The organism is Streptomyces griseoruber, assembly GCF_001514205.1.
In the GTDB taxonomy this organism is placed as follows: Bacteria; Actinomycetota; Actinomycetes; order Streptomycetales; family Streptomycetaceae; genus Streptomyces; species Streptomyces griseoruber.
In genome coordinates, this window is record NZ_KQ948766.1 from 320,132 (window position 1) to 336,393 (window position 16,262).

The 16,262-nt window shown below is 70.9% G+C and carries 15 protein-coding genes and 3 pseudogenes; 3 read left to right on the forward strand and 15 right to left on the reverse strand.

Annotated elements, in window-relative coordinates:
* Window positions 1-17 precede the first annotated feature (17 nt).
* The 3 genes from AQJ64_RS13620 to AQJ64_RS13630 all read right to left on the reverse strand — a co-directional run bounded on the left by AQJ64_RS13620 (window position 18) and on the right by AQJ64_RS13630 (window position 1,883).
* Entirely contained in the window at window positions 18-446 is a 429-nt protein-coding gene (locus AQJ64_RS13620; protein WP_055633840.1) for a hypothetical protein, read from the reverse strand.
* A gap of 4 nt (window positions 447-450) precedes the next feature.
* Window positions 451-837: a roadblock/LC7 domain-containing protein gene (locus AQJ64_RS13625; protein ID WP_055633839.1), complete on the reverse strand. Its 387-nt coding sequence runs from the start codon at window positions 835-837 to the stop codon at window positions 451-453.
* Window positions 838-962: 125 nt separating this feature from the next.
* Window positions 963-1,883, reverse strand: coding sequence for a hypothetical protein (locus AQJ64_RS13630; protein WP_059202653.1), 921 nt, complete (start codon window positions 1,881-1,883; stop codon window positions 963-965).
* A gap of 176 nt (window positions 1,884-2,059) precedes the next feature.
* Here AQJ64_RS13630 and ahpD point away from each other — a divergent pair, with 176 nt between their 5' ends.
* Complete coding sequence (gene ahpD / locus AQJ64_RS13635; RefSeq protein WP_055635769.1) at window positions 2,060-2,593, forward strand: alkylhydroperoxidase, AhpD family; 534 nt, start codon at window positions 2,060-2,062, stop codon at window positions 2,591-2,593.
* A 27-nt stretch (window positions 2,594-2,620) separates the two neighbouring features.
* Here the strand turns inward: ahpD and AQJ64_RS13640 are convergent, their stop codons facing one another.
* From AQJ64_RS13640 to AQJ64_RS13660, 5 genes are all read right to left on the reverse strand, one after another.
* The gene (locus AQJ64_RS13640; RefSeq protein ID WP_055635768.1) at window positions 2,621-3,991 is read right to left on the reverse strand and encodes an AI-2E family transporter; all 1,371 of its coding nucleotides are present in this window, start codon (window positions 3,989-3,991) and stop codon (window positions 2,621-2,623) included.
* 122 nt (window positions 3,992-4,113) lie between these two features.
* Window positions 4,114-4,827, reverse strand: coding sequence for an aggregation-promoting factor C-terminal-like domain-containing protein (locus AQJ64_RS13645; RefSeq protein WP_055635767.1), 714 nt, complete (start codon window positions 4,825-4,827; stop codon window positions 4,114-4,116).
* Between the two features lie 65 nt (window positions 4,828-4,892).
* Entirely contained in the window at window positions 4,893-5,570 is a 678-nt protein-coding gene (locus AQJ64_RS13650) for an aggregation-promoting factor C-terminal-like domain-containing protein (protein ID WP_055635766.1), read from the reverse strand.
* Between the two features lie 419 nt (window positions 5,571-5,989).
* A complete protein-coding gene (gene phoH2 / locus AQJ64_RS13655; RefSeq protein ID WP_055635765.1) occupies window positions 5,990-7,315 on the reverse strand; it encodes an RNA 5'-3' helicase PhoH2 in 1,326 nt (441 codons plus the stop codon).
* Window positions 7,316-7,608: 293 nt separating this feature from the next.
* Window positions 7,609-8,382: an isoprenyl transferase gene (locus AQJ64_RS13660; protein ID WP_055635764.1), complete on the reverse strand. Its 774-nt coding sequence runs from the start codon at window positions 8,380-8,382 to the stop codon at window positions 7,609-7,611.
* Window positions 8,383-9,137: 755 nt separating this feature from the next.
* Here AQJ64_RS13660 and AQJ64_RS13665 point away from each other — a divergent pair.
* Window positions 9,138-10,291: pseudogene (locus AQJ64_RS13665) on the forward strand (winged helix DNA-binding domain-containing protein).
* 25 nt (window positions 10,292-10,316) lie between these two features.
* On the opposite strand, the pseudogene AQJ64_RS13670 reads toward AQJ64_RS13665, so the two are convergent.
* Window positions 10,317-11,126, reverse strand: a pseudogene (locus AQJ64_RS13670) (methyltransferase domain-containing protein); the annotation flags it as partial.
* A 53-nt stretch (window positions 11,127-11,179) separates the two neighbouring features.
* Complete coding sequence (locus tag AQJ64_RS13675) at window positions 11,180-11,761, reverse strand: dihydrofolate reductase family protein (RefSeq protein WP_055635763.1); 582 nt, start codon at window positions 11,759-11,761, stop codon at window positions 11,180-11,182.
* Between the two features lie 74 nt (window positions 11,762-11,835).
* On the opposite strand from AQJ64_RS13675, the gene AQJ64_RS13680 reads away from it, so the two are divergent.
* The gene (locus AQJ64_RS13680) at window positions 11,836-12,222 is read left to right on the forward strand and encodes a DUF192 domain-containing protein (RefSeq protein ID WP_059202654.1); all 387 of its coding nucleotides are present in this window, start codon (window positions 11,836-11,838) and stop codon (window positions 12,220-12,222) included.
* Here AQJ64_RS13680 and AQJ64_RS13685 read toward each other — a convergent pair.
* The 5 genes and pseudogenes from AQJ64_RS13685 to AQJ64_RS13705 all read right to left on the reverse strand — a co-directional run bounded on the left by AQJ64_RS13685 (window position 12,197) and on the right by AQJ64_RS13705 (window position 16,258).
* The gene (locus AQJ64_RS13685; protein ID WP_055634797.1) at window positions 12,197-12,814 is read right to left on the reverse strand and encodes an OmpA family protein; all 618 of its coding nucleotides are present in this window, start codon (window positions 12,812-12,814) and stop codon (window positions 12,197-12,199) included. The two genes, AQJ64_RS13680 and AQJ64_RS13685, sit on opposite strands and share 26 nt — an antisense overlap.
* A gap of 8 nt (window positions 12,815-12,822) precedes the next feature.
* Window positions 12,823-13,407 (reverse strand): hypothetical protein, encoded by a 585-nt coding sequence (locus AQJ64_RS13690; RefSeq protein WP_055634796.1) that lies wholly within the window; start codon window positions 13,405-13,407, stop codon window positions 12,823-12,825.
* Between the two features lie 17 nt (window positions 13,408-13,424).
* A complete protein-coding gene (locus AQJ64_RS13695; protein ID WP_055634800.1) occupies window positions 13,425-14,015 on the reverse strand; it encodes a pilus assembly protein TadG-related protein in 591 nt (196 codons plus the stop codon).
* Window positions 14,016-14,309: 294 nt separating this feature from the next.
* A pseudogene (locus tag AQJ64_RS45670) lies at window positions 14,310-14,975 on the reverse strand (response regulator); the annotation flags it as partial.
* On the reverse strand, window positions 14,948-16,258 hold the full coding sequence (locus AQJ64_RS13705; RefSeq protein WP_240512684.1) for a sensor histidine kinase: 1,311 nt from the start codon (window positions 16,256-16,258) through the stop codon (window positions 14,948-14,950). The pseudogene AQJ64_RS45670 and the gene AQJ64_RS13705, both read right to left, overlap by 28 nt.
* Window positions 16,259-16,262 lie beyond the last annotated feature (4 nt).

Here is a 16,262-nt window from a genome sequence, read left to right on the forward strand (position 1 = left end):
AGGGGCCCTTCGGCCGTTCACAGCTGGTACTCCCGCACCACCCTTCGCACCTGCGCGAACAGCATGCCCACGTTGACGGACTTGCGGCAGACGACCACCGCAACGACGTCCTGCTGCTCGTTCATCCTCACGAACAGGTGGGTGAGATTGTCGCTGTTGACGAGGATCTCCTGGAAGAAGTGGTTGTCGCTCTGCATGCCGCGCCGCTCTTTGAAGACGTCCTCGATCATGACGACCGTGCGGCCCTGGAACAGGTCGAGCGTCGCGCCCGCCAGCAGGTCGAGGACCTCGGGCGGGTGGTTGTCGACCGTCTCGTAGGAGAGCAGCATGCCGGTGGACATGTCGACGACGCCGGAGGCGACGCAGTCGGGGGCATCCGTACGGAGTGACTTGACCAGGCCCATCACCTGATCGGAGAAACCGGGGGTCATACGCTTCGTCGCCATCCCTTCAGACTCCTTCGGCGGTTTTCTCGGTGAGGATCAGATCGATGCGGCGCAGAGCCGGCTGGGTCGCCCGGTGCAGGCGCTCCACATCCATCCCCTCGTCCCCGAGTACGACCATCAGCGCGGTGTCGCCGACGGCGTAGAACGCGGCACAGCCATGGCTGCCGTAGGTCACCGTGCGGTGCAGGGCACCGCGGGCGGTCGCCTCGGAGGTACGGCGGGCGAGGCCGAGGCCGGCCGCGGCGAGGGCGGCGAGGCCCTCCGGGTCGATCGAGTCGGCCGTGTCGGCGGCGATGAGCAGCCCGTCGGCCGCGGCGACGGCGGTGTCGGTGATTCCGGTCACCTGCTCGCGCAGACCGCGCATCTCCTGTGCGAGGGCTTTATGGTCCATGGGTTCAACTCCCCTGATTCTGATCGCATTTGACCGTCTGATTTCTTTGGGGGTTTGGGCGTGGGGCTTTCGGCGTGGGGGTTTGGGCGTGGGGCTTTCGGTGTGGGGATTTTGGTGTGGGGCTGTTATTTCGTCGTCGGATTGCGGAGCCGGAAGAAGTCCTTCCAGCCGGTGCCGCCGCCGTGGTTCTCGTCGGGTTCCGGGGCGAGGGCCTCGTTGATGCCGCTGGCGCCCGGGCGGCGGCGGGGCAGGGCGGCCGGCTCGGGGGGCGGTTCGGGCGGCGGGACGGGGGCGGGCGGTGGGGGCGGGGCCGGTTCCCGGGGCCGTACGCCCTGGCCGCCGGGCGGCAGCCGCACCGGGATCGGCAGGGGCGCCTCCCCGCACTCCAGCAGCCCCTCCCCCAGCATGCGGGCCACCGCCACGGTGACGGTGTAGACCCCGCGCCCGGTGCGGAAGGCGAGGTCACGGGCGGTGCGCCGGCCGTCGGCGTGGGTGAGCAGCTCACGCTGGATCGGGCCGAGGCGGTCGGCGGCGCAGGAGAGGGCGCCGGGGACCGGACGCTCCCGCTCGGGACGTACCGGATACGGCATCGAGAGCAGCGCCGAGAGCTTGCGGGCCGCCTCCTGGAGCAGCCGGGTGGGTGCCTCGCCGATGGCGACCGGGGCGGGCGGCTGCCCGGTCGCCGGACCGCGTTCGCAGCCGTCGACGCTGCCCGCGACGATCGCGAACGCGGCGTCCTGGAGGGCCATCGCGCAGACCACCCGGAGCTGGGCGGCGCCCGCGTAGCCGTGGGCTATCAGGCCGGCGGCGGGCCAGCGGGCGCCCCCGGACTCCCGCACCAGCGCGGCCCACTCCTCACCGGCGATACGCCCGGAGCGCAGCAGCAGCGCCTCCGCGCCGGGCGCGCCCGGTGACTCGATCGCGGCGATCAGTCCACCGTGCAGATGGAAGATGCCGCCGGGTGAACCCGCCACCCGCAGCTCGCCCGTGAACCCGTCGCGCACGCACGCGGCAAGGTCGCGCGCCAGCAGCTCGTAGCCCGACATCACTCCCCTTGCCCTGTCGCACATACGCCTGACGCGTACCGCTGAGGGGGGAATGTCTATCAGTCCGGGCGCATTTCCCTGTCGGGGATTTGCTACCTGCCCCGACCTGACGGAAGTTGTCTTGTCGGATCATTTAAATCATGTGTTCGGTGCTCATTTTTGAGAAGGTGGGAGACATGTCGCTGGACGCGCTGAAGTCCGCTCTGCCGGACTACGCCGAGGATCTGCGGCGCAACGTGGACTCGGTCATCGGGGACGCGGAGCTGCCGGCCCAGCAGCTCTGGGGCACGGTCCTGGCGACCGCGATCGCCGTGCGCTCCCCGGTCCTGCTGCGCGAGCTGGGGCCGCTGGCACGGGCGAACCTCTCGCCCCAGGCGTACACCGCCGCCAGGTCGGCGGCTGCCGAGATGGCGATGACCAACGTCTTCCACCGCACCCGGCATCTGCTGTCCGACCCCGGGTACGGCCGGCTGCGGGCCGGGCTGCGGACGAACGTCCTCGGCGACCCCGGGGTGGCCAGGGTGGACTACGAGCTGTGGTCGTTCGCCGTGTCGGCGATCAACGCGTGCGGGCTGTGTCTCGACTCGCACGAGCGGGCACTGCGCGCGGCGGGGGTCGGGCGCGAGGTGGTGCAGGAGGCTTTCAAGATCGCGGCGGTCGTTCACGCGGTGGGGGTGACGCTGGAGGCGGAGGCCGTGCTGGGTGAGTAGTCCGGCCCCGGGCCCCCGCTCGGGCCCTCAGCGCCGGGCCTCGTCCTCAGGCGTCCGTCCGGCCGGGTTCCCCACGGGTGGGCCCGACACAGGGGCCACGTCCATCGCCGTCGCCCCTCTCGGCCTAGGGGACGTCCGCAGCGCCGGTTCCTGGGCGTACGCCTTCAGATAGCCCACCACGGTGTTCGTCACCGCCACCAGGGGTACGGCGACCACCGCGCCGCCGATGCCGGCGACCAGGCCGCCGGAGGCCACCGCCAGGACCACCGCGAGCGGATGGACGCGGACCGCGCGGCCGAGGATGAACGGCTGGAGGATGTGGCCCTCGATCTGCTGCACGGCGAGCACCACGGCCAGGGTCATCACCGCGGTGAACACGCCCTGCGTCACCAGCGCCACGACCACCGCCAGCGCGCCGGAGGCCACCGCGCCGACCAGCGGGATGAACGAGAACAGGAAGATGAACACGGCCAGCGGCACGGCCATCGGCACATCGAGGAAGTAGATGCCGAGGCCGATGAAGATGGCGTCGATGAGGGCCACCACGACCGTGCCCCGGACGTACGCCGTCAGCGTGGCCCAGGCCCGTGGGCCGGCGCCCGCCACGCCCGGGCGGGCGGCGGCCGGGACCAGCTTGAGGGTCCACTCCCAGATCCGCTTGCCGTCGTAGAGCAGGAACAGCGTCGAGAAGAACGCCAACAGGATGCCGGTGAGCGCCTCGACGACGACCGTGACGCCCTCCAGGCCCGCCGAGGTGATGGAGTCGGTGTTGGCGCCGATCGCCTCGCGCAGATTCGTGGCGATGCCGTTGATCTGCTTGTCGGTGACGTGGAAGGGGCTGTTGAGCAGCCAGCGGCGCAGATCCTCGATGCCGTCCTGGACCTGGTCGGAGAGGTTGTCGATGTTCTCCATGACCTGCCAGGTCACGAACCAGCCCATCAGACCGATCACGACGAATCCGAGGATCGCGGTGAGGGCGGTCGCGGGTCCCCCGGGCACCCCCATGCGCTTGAGCCGGGCCACGGTGGGTTCGAGCAGCGCGGTCAGCAGCAGCGCGACCACGAAGGCCAGGACGACCAGTTGGACCGCGCTGATGACCTTGATCAGCACCCAGACGGTGCCGGCGAGCACCAGCAGCCGCCAGCCCGCCTCCGCGGCGACCCGGACGCCCCACGGCACGGCCTGTGCGGGATCGGGGCGCGGGAGCGGAGGGGACGGCTCCTCGGGGGGCGCCACGACGGTCTCGGGCGCGGGCGGCTCCGGCGCCGGATCCGGATCCGGCGCGAACTCCTCGGGGATGCTCTCCCGCTCCACCTCGGCACGCCGCTCGTCGAGCCGCTCACCCATCTCGGTCAGACCGGCACCGAGCCGGCCGAGCCACCCTGGCACTCGCGACATGATCCGCCCTCTTCCCCCGTCTCTCCCCACCACTCCTCCTGGAGTCGTCGGCTCGTCGACCGTACAGGGCGATGGCCCCTCACCTAAGGACGGGGAGGGGCTGCGCGGGGTTGAGCGTCGGCTCAGTACGAGCCGTTGGCCTGCCAGTAGTCCCAGGCGTCGCAGGGGCTGCCGTACCGTTCGTTCATGTAGTTCAGGCCCCATTTGATCTGCGTCGCCGGGTTGGTGCGCCAGTCGGCGCCCGCGGACGACATCTTCGATCCCGGGTAGGCCTGGACGAGACCGTAGGCGCCGGAAGTGGGGTTGACGGCCTGGTAGTTCCACGTGGACTCGTGGTTCACGATGTTGCTGAAGCACTGGAACTGGCCGGCGGGCACGATCTGGCGTGCGATGGCCTGGACCTCGGCGACGGTGTACGACGCCTGCTGCGGGAAGCTCGCGGTGCTGCCGGAGGACGCGGTGGACTTGGTCTCCGCCTCCGCGCGTTCCTTGGCTTCCTCGGCTTCCTTCTCGGCCTTGGCCTTGGCGACGGCGGCCTTCTGTCTGGCCACGGCGTCCTTGGCCGCCTGCTTACGGGCGGACTCCTCCGCCTCCTTCTTGGCGGTGGTGTCCGCGGCGATGGCCTGGGTGGTGGCCTGCTGGTGCAGCGAGGCCGTCTGTACCTCGGCCTGCTGACCTATCGGTAAATCGGCGAGCAGCGTCGTGCCGTTCGCCGTGGCCTGCGCGTCGTCACTGGGCTGTGCGGTGCCGGCCTGGGCCACGCCCATGACCGCACCGACAGTGGTGACCGCGGTGGCCGAGGCCACGGCGAATCCCCGGGCCGAGTTCCGGCTCACACGAATTCCTTCGTTCGAGATGAAAATCGAGCTGAAAGGGGGTGCGGCCCGGAGCCGCTCGGGGCTCAGTACCAGTGGTTGGCCTGCCAGAACGACCAGGCCTCACAGGGGCTGCCGTACCGGCTGTCCATGTAGTTCAGGCCCCACTTGATCTGCGTGGCCGGGTTGGTCTGCCAGTCGGCGCCCGCGGACGCGTACTTGCCGGCGGGCAGCGCCTGGAAAAGGCCGTAGGCGCCGGAGGAGGCGTTGACGGCGTGGTAGTTCCAACTGGACTCGTGGTCCACGATGTTGCTGAAGCACTGGAACTGGCCGCTCGGCACCATCTGCGCGGCCATGGCCTGGATCTGCGCGACCGTGTAGGAGCTCTGGACCGGGAAGTCCGACGCGCTGCGGCTGGCCTTGGCCTTGGCCTCCGCGCGCTCCTTGGCCGCCTTCTCGGCGGCCTCCTTCTTCGCGACGGCGGTCTCGGCGGCAGCCTTGCGGGCCGCTGCCTCCGCTTCCTTCTTCGCGCCCTCGTCGGCGGCGATGGCCTGGTAGTTGGCCTGCTGCGCCACGGTGGCGGTCTGCACCTGGGCCTGCTGGCCGGCAGGGATGTCAGCGAGGAGCGTCGCGTCGCTCGCGGTCGCCTCAGCGTCGTTGTTCGGTGCTGCGATGCTGCCCGAGGCAACGCCGACAACGCTTCCGACAGCGGTGACCGCCGTGGCCGAGGCCACTGCGAATCCCCGGACCGAGATCCGGCTCACACGGTTTCCTTCCAGCAGCGCCCGCTTCGGTGACCCTGGCGGACGCGATCGTGCCCCTGACGCTGGCCTCCCCTCGATGGGTCACGGGAGACACGGGCCCGGTGGGCAACTCCCCGGAGGGGAGCGCCGCGTGGTGCTCGGGCGGCATACGGCGACGCTATGGAGTTGAAGGTGGTGCAAGTGTGTTTCCGTACCCCTGGGGGTACACGTGTGCCGTATGCGGGGCCTGACAGGATCGAGACTCTGCCGTAACCGGACGCCGCAAGGCAATTCCGAGTTACGTGTGAAAGCTCACACCCCCGGGATCCCCGGGGATTTCGCCAAACCCCCACACACGCCGGTGCCGCCCGGCTAGGCTCACAGCCTTTGCCGGGCGGCACCAACTGACGCTCAAAGCTTATGAACTTGTGCGGTCAGGGTCAGATGTGCCCGTCCTCCAGCATTTCGGTCACAAGCGCCGCGATCTGGGACCTCTCGGACCGGTTCAGCGTCACGTGCGCGAAGAGCGGGTGGCCCTTCAGCTTCTCCACGACGGCGACGACACCGTCGTAGCGCCCGACCCTCAGATTGTCCCGCTGGGCCACGTCATGGGTGAGAACCACCCGCGAATTGGCGCCGATCCGGGACAGAACGGTCAGCAGGACGTTCCGTTCGAGGGACTGGGCCTCGTCGACGATGACGAAGGCGTCGTGCAGGGAGCGGCCCCGGATGTGCGTCAGGGGCAGGACCTCCAGCATCCCGCGCGCGGTGACCTCCTCGATGACCTCGCGGGAGGTGACGGCCGACAGGGTGTCGAACACCGCCTGCGCCCAGGGGCTCATCTTCTCGGCCTCGGAACCCGGCAGATAGCCGAGCTCCTGCCCGCCCACCGCGTACAGCGGACGGAAGACCATCACCTTCTGGTGCTGACGGCGCTCCAGGACCGCCTCGAGACCCGCGCACAGTGCCAGCGCCGACTTGCCGGTGCCGGCCCGGCCGCCCATCGACACGATCCCGACGTCCGGGTCGAGCAGCAGGTCGAGCGCGATGCGCTGCTCGGCGCTGCGGCCCTTGATGCCGAACGCCTCCCGGTCGCCGCGCACCAGCCGGATGTTGCCCTCCGGGGTGACCCGGCCCAGCGCCTTGCCGCGCTCCGACTGGATGGTGAGACCGGTGTGCACGGGGAGGTCGGCGACCTCCGGGACGTACACGTGTCCTTCCTCGAAGAGGATGTCCACCTGTTCGCCGGACAGGCCCAGTTCGGACATTCCGGTCCAGCCGGAGGAGTCCGTGATGGCGAGCTCGGCGCGGTACTCCTCCGCCAGGAGACCGACCGACGAGGCCTTGATCCTGAGCGGCAGGTCCTTCGACACGACGGTGACGTCGAACCCCTCGGCCTGCAGATTGCGGGCGACCGCGAGGATGCGTGAGTCGTTGTCCCCCAGCCGGTAGCCGCTGGGCAGCACGCTGGGGTCCGAGTGGTTGAGCTCGACACGGATGGTGCCGCCCAGCTCCCCGATCGGGATGGGGGCGTCGAGGCGACCGTACTTCACCCGGTAGTCGTCGAGCAGGCGCAGCGCCTGCCGGGCGAAGTAGCCGAGTTCGGGATGGTGCCGCTTGGCCTCCAGTTCCGTGACCACGACGATGGGGAGCACGACCTCGTGCTCCTCGAAGCGGGTCATGGCGTTCGGGTCGGCCAGCAGGACGCTGGTGTCGAGAACATAGGTGCGCCGGTCAGGCATACGGCGCTTTGTGCTGGTCACCACGGAAGGACGTACCCCCTCGGATGAGGTCGGGGAGCGACGGAGTGGAGCTGGACCGGTCGACGGCCCCGATGCACGGGCCGGGGACCGGCCCCCCGCTGCTTCTTCCGTGCCGTGACCGCACGGTCGGGCTGGTGCAAAGGGCCTCCCGGGCGGACGGCCCCGTGCCGCCCGCTGAGGATCCGACACCCGTGGTTCGGGCGTCGACCTGCTTGGCTTATGCCCTCGAAGATGCGCCGCCATGCCACGGCATATGACGGCGCACCGGTGAACTCCTTGTTACTTCCGTCCCGCGGTCAGCCGCCGTAGCGGCGGTGACGTGCCGCGTAGTCGCGCAGGGCACGCAGGAAGTCGACCTTGCGGAAGGCCGGCCAGAAGACCTCGCAGAAGTAGTACTCCGCATGGGCCGTCTGCCACAGCATGAATCCGGACAGCCGCTGTTCGCCGCTGGTGCGGATCACCAGGTCGGGGTCGGGCTGGGCGCCGGTGTAGAGGTGGCGGCCGATCAGGTCGACGCTGACGGAGTCCGCGAGGTCCTCCATCGAGACGCCGTGGTCGGCGGCGTCGGTGATCATCGAGCGCACGGCGTCGGCGATCTCCTGACGGCCGCCGTAGCCGATGGCGACGTTGACCAGTATTCCGTCGACGTGGGCGGTGGCCTGCTCGGCCTCCTTCAACGCGGTCTGCACATGGGAGGGGAGGATGTCGGGCGTGCCGACGTGGTGGACGCGCCAGCGGCCGTCGGCGGCGAGGGTGCGGACCACGTCCTCGATGATGCCGAGGAGGGGGACGAGCTCCTCCTGGGGGCGGTCGAGGTTGTCCGTCGACAGCAGCCAGAGGGTGACGACCTCGACGTCCGTCTCGGTGCACCAGCCGAGGAACTCCTCGATCTTCTCGGCGCCGGCGCGGTGGCCGTGCTCGGTGGTGGACCCCGAGGCCTTCGCCCAGCGGCGGTTGCCGTCCATGATGACGCCGATGTGCTTGGGCACCTGAGCGTGGTCCAGGTGGCCTTCCACCCGGCGTGCGTACAGCCTGACCAGAAGGCCGCGCAGCTTGTCGCGCAGGTTCACGTGATGTCAGCCCCTCCGTGCCAATGCGGTCCCCGCGGGCCAAAGGGTACCGCTGCGGGGGGTGCGGTTGTTGTTCGGGTGCGGGCCGGCGGGGGTTGCTCGCGCAGTTCCCCGCGCCCCTTCGGTGAGGGTGGTGGACCGTGTTGGCGGAGGCACCCTCTTGATGTGCAAAAAACGGGCCGGTCCGTGGGGGGGAGACGGACCGGCCCGAGGGGGGGTTTCCACCATAACCCTTCGTAAGTGATGCTGCGTGCATCGGCGCGGCACAATTACTCTCCGAAGTCGCTCGGCGACACCCAGATGGCCTTCCCGGGCATGATTCATGGGCCCTACATGGCCAGAACGCGACGGAATCCCAGGGGAATGACGGTGTTCACCGAGGGAAGCTGAGGTTTCGGCGGGGCTTGGGCGTCGGTCGGGCAGTTGTCCACCCGTCCCCCCGACGGGCTACCCCGGCCCCTCACGCCCGCTTGACGCGGACGGCGCCGCACGGCCCCCTCCACCGCGCGGTGCCGCCCGCGCAGCTTTGCTCACGCGAATTACCCGCGCTTGAACTTACGTGAGGCCCACAGTGAATGCGAACCGCTCGCGATAACGATGTGGAAACCTCGTGGAGAATGTGAGGCGGTCTGCGGGGGAGTGAACCGGAATGCCCTTTTCTGTTTGCCCGGTGGGGCCGAGCGGACGACACGACCGGGGTGCGGCGGGCCCGTGGCGGACAGTTCCCGTCCTCTTTGCCTGCCAGCGTCGGCGCCATGAACCGGAGGATCAGTTGGCAAGAGGCGTCCGCACGACGGCTGGAACGGCAGTTCCTGGCCAATCCGCTCGCGGCCGGCACCGGAGGCCCCGCGGAGATCGTCGCGGCCATGCTCGGCGCGCACGCACAGGTTCCCTCGGCCGCCGAGGTGTCGGTCGGGATCCGCGCCGAGGGGACGACCCGGACCGGCGTACGGGCCGCGCTGAGCGGGGACCGGTCGCTGGTGCGGACCCACGGCCCGCGCGGGACGGTCCATCTGCTGCCCGCCCGTGAACTCCCCCTGTGGACCGCCGCCCTGACGGCCCTCCCGTCCGGCCGCAGCCCCTTCCCGCCGGACGTACGGCTCACCGGGGAACAGGCCGAGCAGGTGGTGGCGGCGGTCGGGGAGGCCCTCGGCGGGGTGTGCCTGACGCTGGAGGAGCTGGACCAGGAGGTCGTCGACCGCACCGGGACCTGGGCCGGGGACCGGGTGATGCCCGCCTTCCAGGACCTGTGGCGCGCTGGCGGCAGGTGCTGCACCGGGCGGGCCAGTCCGGCGCGCTGTGCTTCGGGCCGAACCGGGGCCGCAAGGTGACGTACACCCGCCCGCCCCGCTTCGATCCGCTGGCGCCCCGGCAGGCGCTGCGCCTGCTGCTCCTGCGCTATCTGACCGTCTACGGCCCGGCGACCCCGCAGGACTTCGCGAAGTGGCTGGCGGTGCCGGCCGGCTGGGCGGTCGCGCTGTTCGAGGAGGCACTCGGGGAGGCGGCGGTGGAGGAGGTGCTGTGCGCCGGCCGGCGGGCCTGGGTGGCGGCCGGGGACACCGGATTCCCGCAGGAGCCCGTGCGCGGGGTGCGGCTGCTGCCGTACTTCGACGCGTACGTCGTCGCCGCCCAGCCCCGGGAGCTGCTGTTCCCCGGGGCCGCCTACGGGCGGGCGCTGGCCGGCGGGCAGGCCGGGAACTTCCCGGTACTGCTGGTGGACGGGGTGGTGGCGGGCGTGTGGCACCACCGGCGCCGGGGCCGTCGTACGACCGTCACGGTCGAGCCGCTCGGCCGCCTGACGGCCCGCCAGACCCGGGAGCTGGGCGAACGGGCCGACCGGGTCGGGGAGGTACTGGAGGCGACGGCGGAGCTGGTGATCGGGGAGGTGACGACGGGGCCGCACGCGTGAGGGGCTCGGCCCAGGCGGACGGTCGGGCGAGCGGTCTACGGGCCTCGATGAGGTGGCGGGTGCTGTGGGCGACGAAGGGGCCCTGCCCGGTGAGCTGCTCGTGCAGGGCGCGCAGGCGGGGCTGGTGGGCCTCGACGGTGAAGTCCGGCACCATCCAGATCACCTTGCGCAGGAAGTGGACCACGGCGGCGATGTCGTGGAACTCGATCCGGAGGCGTTCCGCGCGCAGGTCGGCGATCTCCAGGCCCGCCGCCTCGGCCTCGGCGCGCTCGCGGTCGGGGTGGCGGTCGTGGCTCGCTGCCTCGGGCTGCGGGCCGAGGAAGTACTCGACCAGCTCATAGACGCTGCGGGGCCCCACGTGCTGGGCGAAGTAGGTCCCGCCGGGCCGGAGCACCCGGGCGATCTCGCCCCACCGGGGCCGTACCGGATGCCTGCTGGTCACCAGGTCGAAGGCGGCGTCGGCGAAGGGCAGCGGGGCCGTCTCCGGGACGGCGACGACGGCGATGCCGCGCGGCCGCAGGAGGGCGGTGGCCCTGGCGACGTTCGCCGGCCAGCCCTCGGTCGCCACGGTGAGGACGGGGGCGGGGGCGGTGGCGGCCGCGGCGACCCGCGCGAGGGCGAAGTCCAGGACCTCCCCGCCGCCGGTCTGGATGTCGAGCACGGCACCGGCCCCGGCCAGCCGACCGGCGAGCGACACGGCGTACCCCCAGGAGGGCCGTTCCTCGGTCGCCCGCCCCTCGAACCACGAGAAGTCCCACCCCTCGGTGGGGACGGCGGCGCCCTCGGCGAGAAGCTCCTCGAAGGTCGTGCCCTGGGGGTGGTCGTCGTCGCTCATGGGCCGATCGTGGCAGGTGGCCCCCCACCCCCGCAGCCGATTATTCCCTCTCCTCAGTCCCGCTCCACGTCGTAGCGGAGCAGGACGACGCCGTTGCCGAAGGTGCGGGACTCGGCGAGATGGAGGCCGGTGACCGTGTCGGTGTCCGGGAAGAGGGGTTTGCCCCGGCCGATCAGCACGGGGTGGACGTAGAGCCGGATCTGGTCGACGAGCCCGTGGCGCAGGAACTCGGCGGCGAGCTCGGCACCCCCGAGCGCCAGATCGCCGGGGCCCAGCTCCGCGTCGCGCCGCTCCTTGAGGGCCCGTACCTCCTCCGGGACGACCTCCCGCACGATCGTCGTGTTCCAGTCGGCGTGCTCCAGCGTGCGGGAGTAGACGTACTTGGGGATCTCCCGCCAGATGGCGGCGAACTCGGCCATCACCGCGGGGGCCTCGGGGTCGGCGTCGGCGGTGGGCCAGAAATCGGCCATGAGGTCGTGGGTGACCCGGCCGCTGAGGAGACCGGCCATCCCGGCGACGAAGTCGTTGGCGTCCTGGTGGACCTCGTCGTCGACACGGTGCCAGGAGATGTCGCGGTCCGGGCCCTCCATGTATCCGTCCAGGGACACCGACATCATCAGCACGATCTTCCGCATACGACGGCCACCTCTTCGTGTCCCCGGCTCGCTACCGTGCCGAGGGTAGCGAGGCGAGCGAGGGGATCAGGTCTATGGCGCGCTGGCACGACGGGTATGCCGAACTGCTCGTGGAGGCGGACGGCAGGCCCCCTCTGCGGATCCCCCTGGAGATCGCCGCCTCCTACCGCGCCCGCACCAGGGGCCTCCTGGGCCGGGACTCGGTCGACGGCGCCCTGCTGCTGACCCCCGCCGGCAGCATCCACACCTTCGGCATGCGCATCCCCCTCGACGTCGCCTACCTCGACCGCCACCTGACGGTCCTCGCCGTACGCACCATGCCCCCCGCCCGCCTGGGCCTCCCCCGCCTCCGCTCCCGCCACGTCCTGGAGGCGGCGGCGGGGGTGATGCAGGGGTGGGGGCTACGGCCAGGAGTGCACGTCGAGGTGACCGAACTCAGCCCGCCGTCCTCGGGAAGGTGATCTCCACCCGGCGGTTCTTCTTGCGCCCCTCCTCCGTGGAGTTGTCGGAGATGGGGTACTGCTCGCCGTAGCCGCGGACCTCGAAGGTGATGGCGGGGTCGTTGAGGTCGCCGGCGAGTTCCGCCTGGACGGCGTCGGCGCGCTGTTTGGAGAGGACGTCGCCGTGGGCGGAGGAGCCGAGATTGTCGGTGAAGCCGAAGACGCGGACCAGTGTGGTGTTCTGCTTCTTGATCTCGTCGGCGATCACCGCGATCCGGGCCTTCGCCTCGGTGCCGAGCTTCGCGCTGTCCTTGCCGAACAGGACCTCGGCCTGGAGGGCGAACGTGACGTCCGCGTTGGTGTCCTCACGCCGTTCGTCGCCGGACTCGTCCTCCACGACCTGCTTGATGTCCAGGACCTTGGGCTCGGCGAGCGTGCCGCCCTCGGGGAGTTTGAGGTCGGGGTCGTTGGGGTCGACCTCGACCGGCGCGGTGGCGGTGGCTTCGGTGCCCGGAGGGACGCTGGGGGTGGCGTCGTCGGCCAGGGAGGCCGGCGCCGTGCCGAGGACGAGGAGGGTGGCGGTGGCCACCGCCAGGGAGAGACGTGGGGTCATGACCGGCCTCACCCGGAGATCTTGATGACCGCGCTGGGGAACAGCGGGAGCTGGAAGGTGACCTCCGTGCTGCTCGCGGGCGGGGCGGGGAACTGGAGGAACACGTCGATCGTTTCCCCCGCCTTCAGCGTCGAGAAGCCGGTGGTGGTCAGGGGGCGGCCTTCTGTGTCGCGGAGGACGTAGTAGCGCTTCTTGCTCTTGGAGTCGACGAGGGTGGCTCCGCCGAGGGACAGTCCGTTGTTGATGATCTCCGTCTCGTTGCCGCTCAACGCCGAGGGGATCACGGCTTCCGTGCCGCTGTCGTTCTTCAGGTCCCCGTTGACTGTGATGAAGCCACCGGAGTCCCGCACGGCCGAGGTGATCTGGAGGAGCAGCCCGCTCGGGCCCTTCAGCTCGGCGATCGGTGCCGCGGACTCCCCCTCCTGCGGGTTCGGCTGCGATCCACCGGACGTGGAGGCGGACGACGAGTTCTGCGGCTTCTTGGCGTCGTCGTCACCCCCGCCCCCGCAGGCGGCCGACCCCAGGGCCAGCCCCGCCACGACGGTCAGCGCGACCGTCACCCTGCGGGCATTCGCAGTGAACCGCATCCTCATCGCTCCGTTTTCCTTCCTCAGCCTGTGGCCAGGTGCACGTCGAACAGGTCTTCGGGACCGGGCAGATCGGTCAGGTCGTCCGGGTCCAGCTCCCAGTCCCCGTCGTCGCATTCGAGCGTCGGGAGTGCGGCGGTGCCGGCCGGCAGCGCGAACGTGCACAGCGGCTCGATCACCGCGACGGCGTTGGCGTGCGCCTGGCGGTCCGCCGTGCCGGGCACGACCGACTCCCCGATCGTCTTGTTCGTCTGAGCCCTGACCCGGTAGCTCAGAAGTCCGTCCGGGGAACACTGGACCGTCGCATCGTTCATCGCGGCCAACTGGTCGGCTCTCCAGCAGGAGTTCGTCCCACCGTTGCCGTCGAAGATGCTCTGCCATTTCGTGGGGTCGAGCACGTCGAGCACCCACTTGTCGGCAAGCTCGTCCCTGGTCTCCTGCGCCGCCGCCAGGGCCGCCGCGTCGGCCGCTGTCTGGGCACCGTTGCGGTTGACTGCCGCCTGGCCGACCGCGAAGTACGCGAGCGCGAGAAAGAGCAGGCCGGCCACCACCGTGATGTAGATGGGGAAAGCCTGCCCGCCATCGCCGAGAAGGCGTGTTCGACGAGCTGTCAGGGCGCCACCTTGGCGATCTGGGCCCTGAGCTTGTCCACGATCGTCTGGCCCAGATTCGTGTTCGCGATCAACACCACGATCGCCACCACCACCGCGATGATCCCCAGATACTCGACCGCGGTCTGCCCCCTGTCGTCGGCGGTGCGGCGCCGTACCGCCTCCGTCACCCGGACCATGGCCGCGACGACGGTCTTCAGCAGCAGGTCGCTCATGGCGTTCCTCTCGGTTTGAGGCATTGGCAGGAGGAACGTAGGGCGCCCGGGGTGCCTCCGGCGAGGGTCCCAGGGCCCAATTTCCCAGCCACTTGGCCGCCGCCTCGGCGCGGCTGCTGCTGTGCAGCTTGGCGAAGATGCGGTTGATGTGATTCTTGACCGTCTTCTCGCTGATGAAGCATGCGGCGGCGATCTGCTGGTTGTTCATGCCCGACGCGATGAGGTCCATGATCTCCGCCTCCCTCGCGCTGAGCTGGAACCCCGCCCGGTGACCCGACTCGTCAGAGGGTCCCATAGACGGTTGCAGTCGCGAAAGCTGTTCGGGGAAAGTCACTGGAAGCAAGGGACTTGAGGGCACGTTGACGTGTGCATTCGCATTCCCGTGTGCGCTTCTCACCGCTTCCCCCAGCTCCTCCACCGTGAACTGCCCGTGCACCAGATAACCGCTCGCCCCGCCCCGTAGCGCCGCTCGGACGGTTTCCGGGTCGTGGCTGTACGTCAGCATCAGGACCGTGGCGATCCGGGCCAGGTGGGGCAGGGCCGTGAGGCCGTCGACGCCGGGCATGCGGACGTCGAGGAGGATCACGTCGGGGCGGTGGCGCAGGGCGGCCTCGCAGGCCTCGCGGCCGTCCGCCGCCTGCGCCACGACCGTGAAGTCCGGGCAGCTCGACAGGAGCGCGGTGAGGCCCGCGCGGACCACCGGGTTGTCGTCGGCCACCACTACGCGTACGGCGGGCTGGTCCGGCATGGTGCCTCCTCTCGGAAGGTCAGGTCGGCCAGGGGGAGTTCCAGGCGGACCTCGGTGCCGGGGGTACGGTCGTCGCTGGCGATGCGCAGGCGGGCGCCCACGCAGGCGGCCCGTTCCGCCATGCCGACGAGGCCGAAGTGACCGGTGTCGCGGAGGTGTTCGAGGGTGGTGCCGGGGGGCAGGCCGCGGCCGTCGTCGTGAACGGTGAGGGTGAGGAGGTCGTCCTGGACGCCCGCGCGGACCTCGACCGCCGTGGGGGCGGCGTGGCGGTGGGCGTTCTCCATGGCCTCGGCGGTGATGGTGAGGAGCTGGCGGGCCACCGCCGGGGGCACCGCGAGGGTCGTACGGTCGCCGGTGGGGCGGTAGGTGACCCGCAGGCCGGTGCGTTCGGCGAAGTCGTCGGCGCGGGCCGCCAGTGCGGGCAGCACGTCCACTCCGGCGGTCCGGGACGCCCCGTCGGGCGGTTCCGGCTCCCGGCGCAGATCCGCGAGCAGGTCGCGGGACTCGGCGGCGGCGCGGCGGGCCGACCTGGCGACCAGCTCGGCCTGCCGCCGCACCTGGGCAGGGTCCGTCGAGGCGGCCAGGGCGTCCGCCGCGAGCGCGACGCCGTGCAGGGTCTTGGCGACGGAGTCGTGCATCTCGCGGGCGAGGCGGGCGCGTTCGGCGGTCACCGCCTCGGCGGCGGCGAGGCGGGCGCGGACGGCGGTGAGGGCCTGGGTGGCCTCGCCGAAGCGCAGGAGCAGCCCGCGCAGGGTGGAGCCGACCGCTCCGGTGATGACGCAGAAGCCGGGGAGGAGGAGGTGTTCGGCCAGGCCCGCGTCCGTGCCGTGGCCGACGGTCGCCTGGACCAGCAGCAGGATCAGCGACTGGAGCGAGGCGAAGCAGGCGGCGCCGCGCCAGCCGTAGACGATGCCGGCGAGGAGGGGGGTGCAGACGCTGACGTAGGCGAGGGTGGTGTCCGGGCCGGCGGAGATCAGCAACAGCGTCCCGACGAGGGTGTCGGCGGCCAGCAGGACGGGGTGGCGCAGGAGGAGGGGGCCGAAGCGTTCCCAGTCGCGGAAGAGGACGTAGGAGCCCATGAAGGTGACGACCACGGCCGCGCCGACGAGGCGGACGCCCAGGCCCGGGGAGGCGTGCAGCAGGGCGGACGGGGCGGCCAGGGCGATCATCGCCAGGCGGAAGCCGAAGACCTGACGGCACATGGCCTGTACGGCGTTCGCCCGGAGGCCCACGGCGACACCCGCATCAGTGCCTGTGCCTGTGCCTGTGCCTGTGCTGTCCATGGTT

Coding starts and splice junctions, on each gene's coding strand:
- AQJ64_RS13620 (WP_055633840.1), bottom strand. CDS start 446: ATGGCGACGAAGCGTATGACCCCCGGTTTCTCCGATCAGGTGATGGGC.
- AQJ64_RS13625 (WP_055633839.1), bottom strand. CDS start 837: ATGGACCATAAAGCCCTCGCACAGGAGATGCGCGGTCTGCGCGAGCAG.
- AQJ64_RS13630 (WP_059202653.1), bottom strand. CDS start 1,883: ATGTCGGGCTACGAGCTGCTGGCGCGCGACCTTGCCGCGTGCGTGCGC.
- ahpD (WP_055635769.1), top strand. CDS start 2,060: ATGTCGCTGGACGCGCTGAAGTCCGCTCTGCCGGACTACGCCGAGGAT.
- AQJ64_RS13640 (WP_055635768.1), bottom strand. CDS start 3,991: ATGTCGCGAGTGCCAGGGTGGCTCGGCCGGCTCGGTGCCGGTCTGACC.
- AQJ64_RS13675 (WP_055635763.1), bottom strand. CDS start 11,761: ATGCGGAAGATCGTGCTGATGATGTCGGTGTCCCTGGACGGATACATG.
- AQJ64_RS13680 (WP_059202654.1), top strand. CDS start 11,836: ATGGCGCGCTGGCACGACGGGTATGCCGAACTGCTCGTGGAGGCGGAC.
- AQJ64_RS13685 (WP_055634797.1), bottom strand. CDS start 12,814: ATGACCCCACGTCTCTCCCTGGCGGTGGCCACCGCCACCCTCCTCGTC.
- AQJ64_RS13690 (WP_055634796.1), bottom strand. CDS start 13,407: ATGAGGATGCGGTTCACTGCGAATGCCCGCAGGGTGACGGTCGCGCTG.
- AQJ64_RS13705 (WP_240512684.1), bottom strand. CDS start 16,258: ATGGACAGCACAGGCACAGGCACAGGCACAGGCACTGATGCGGGTGTC.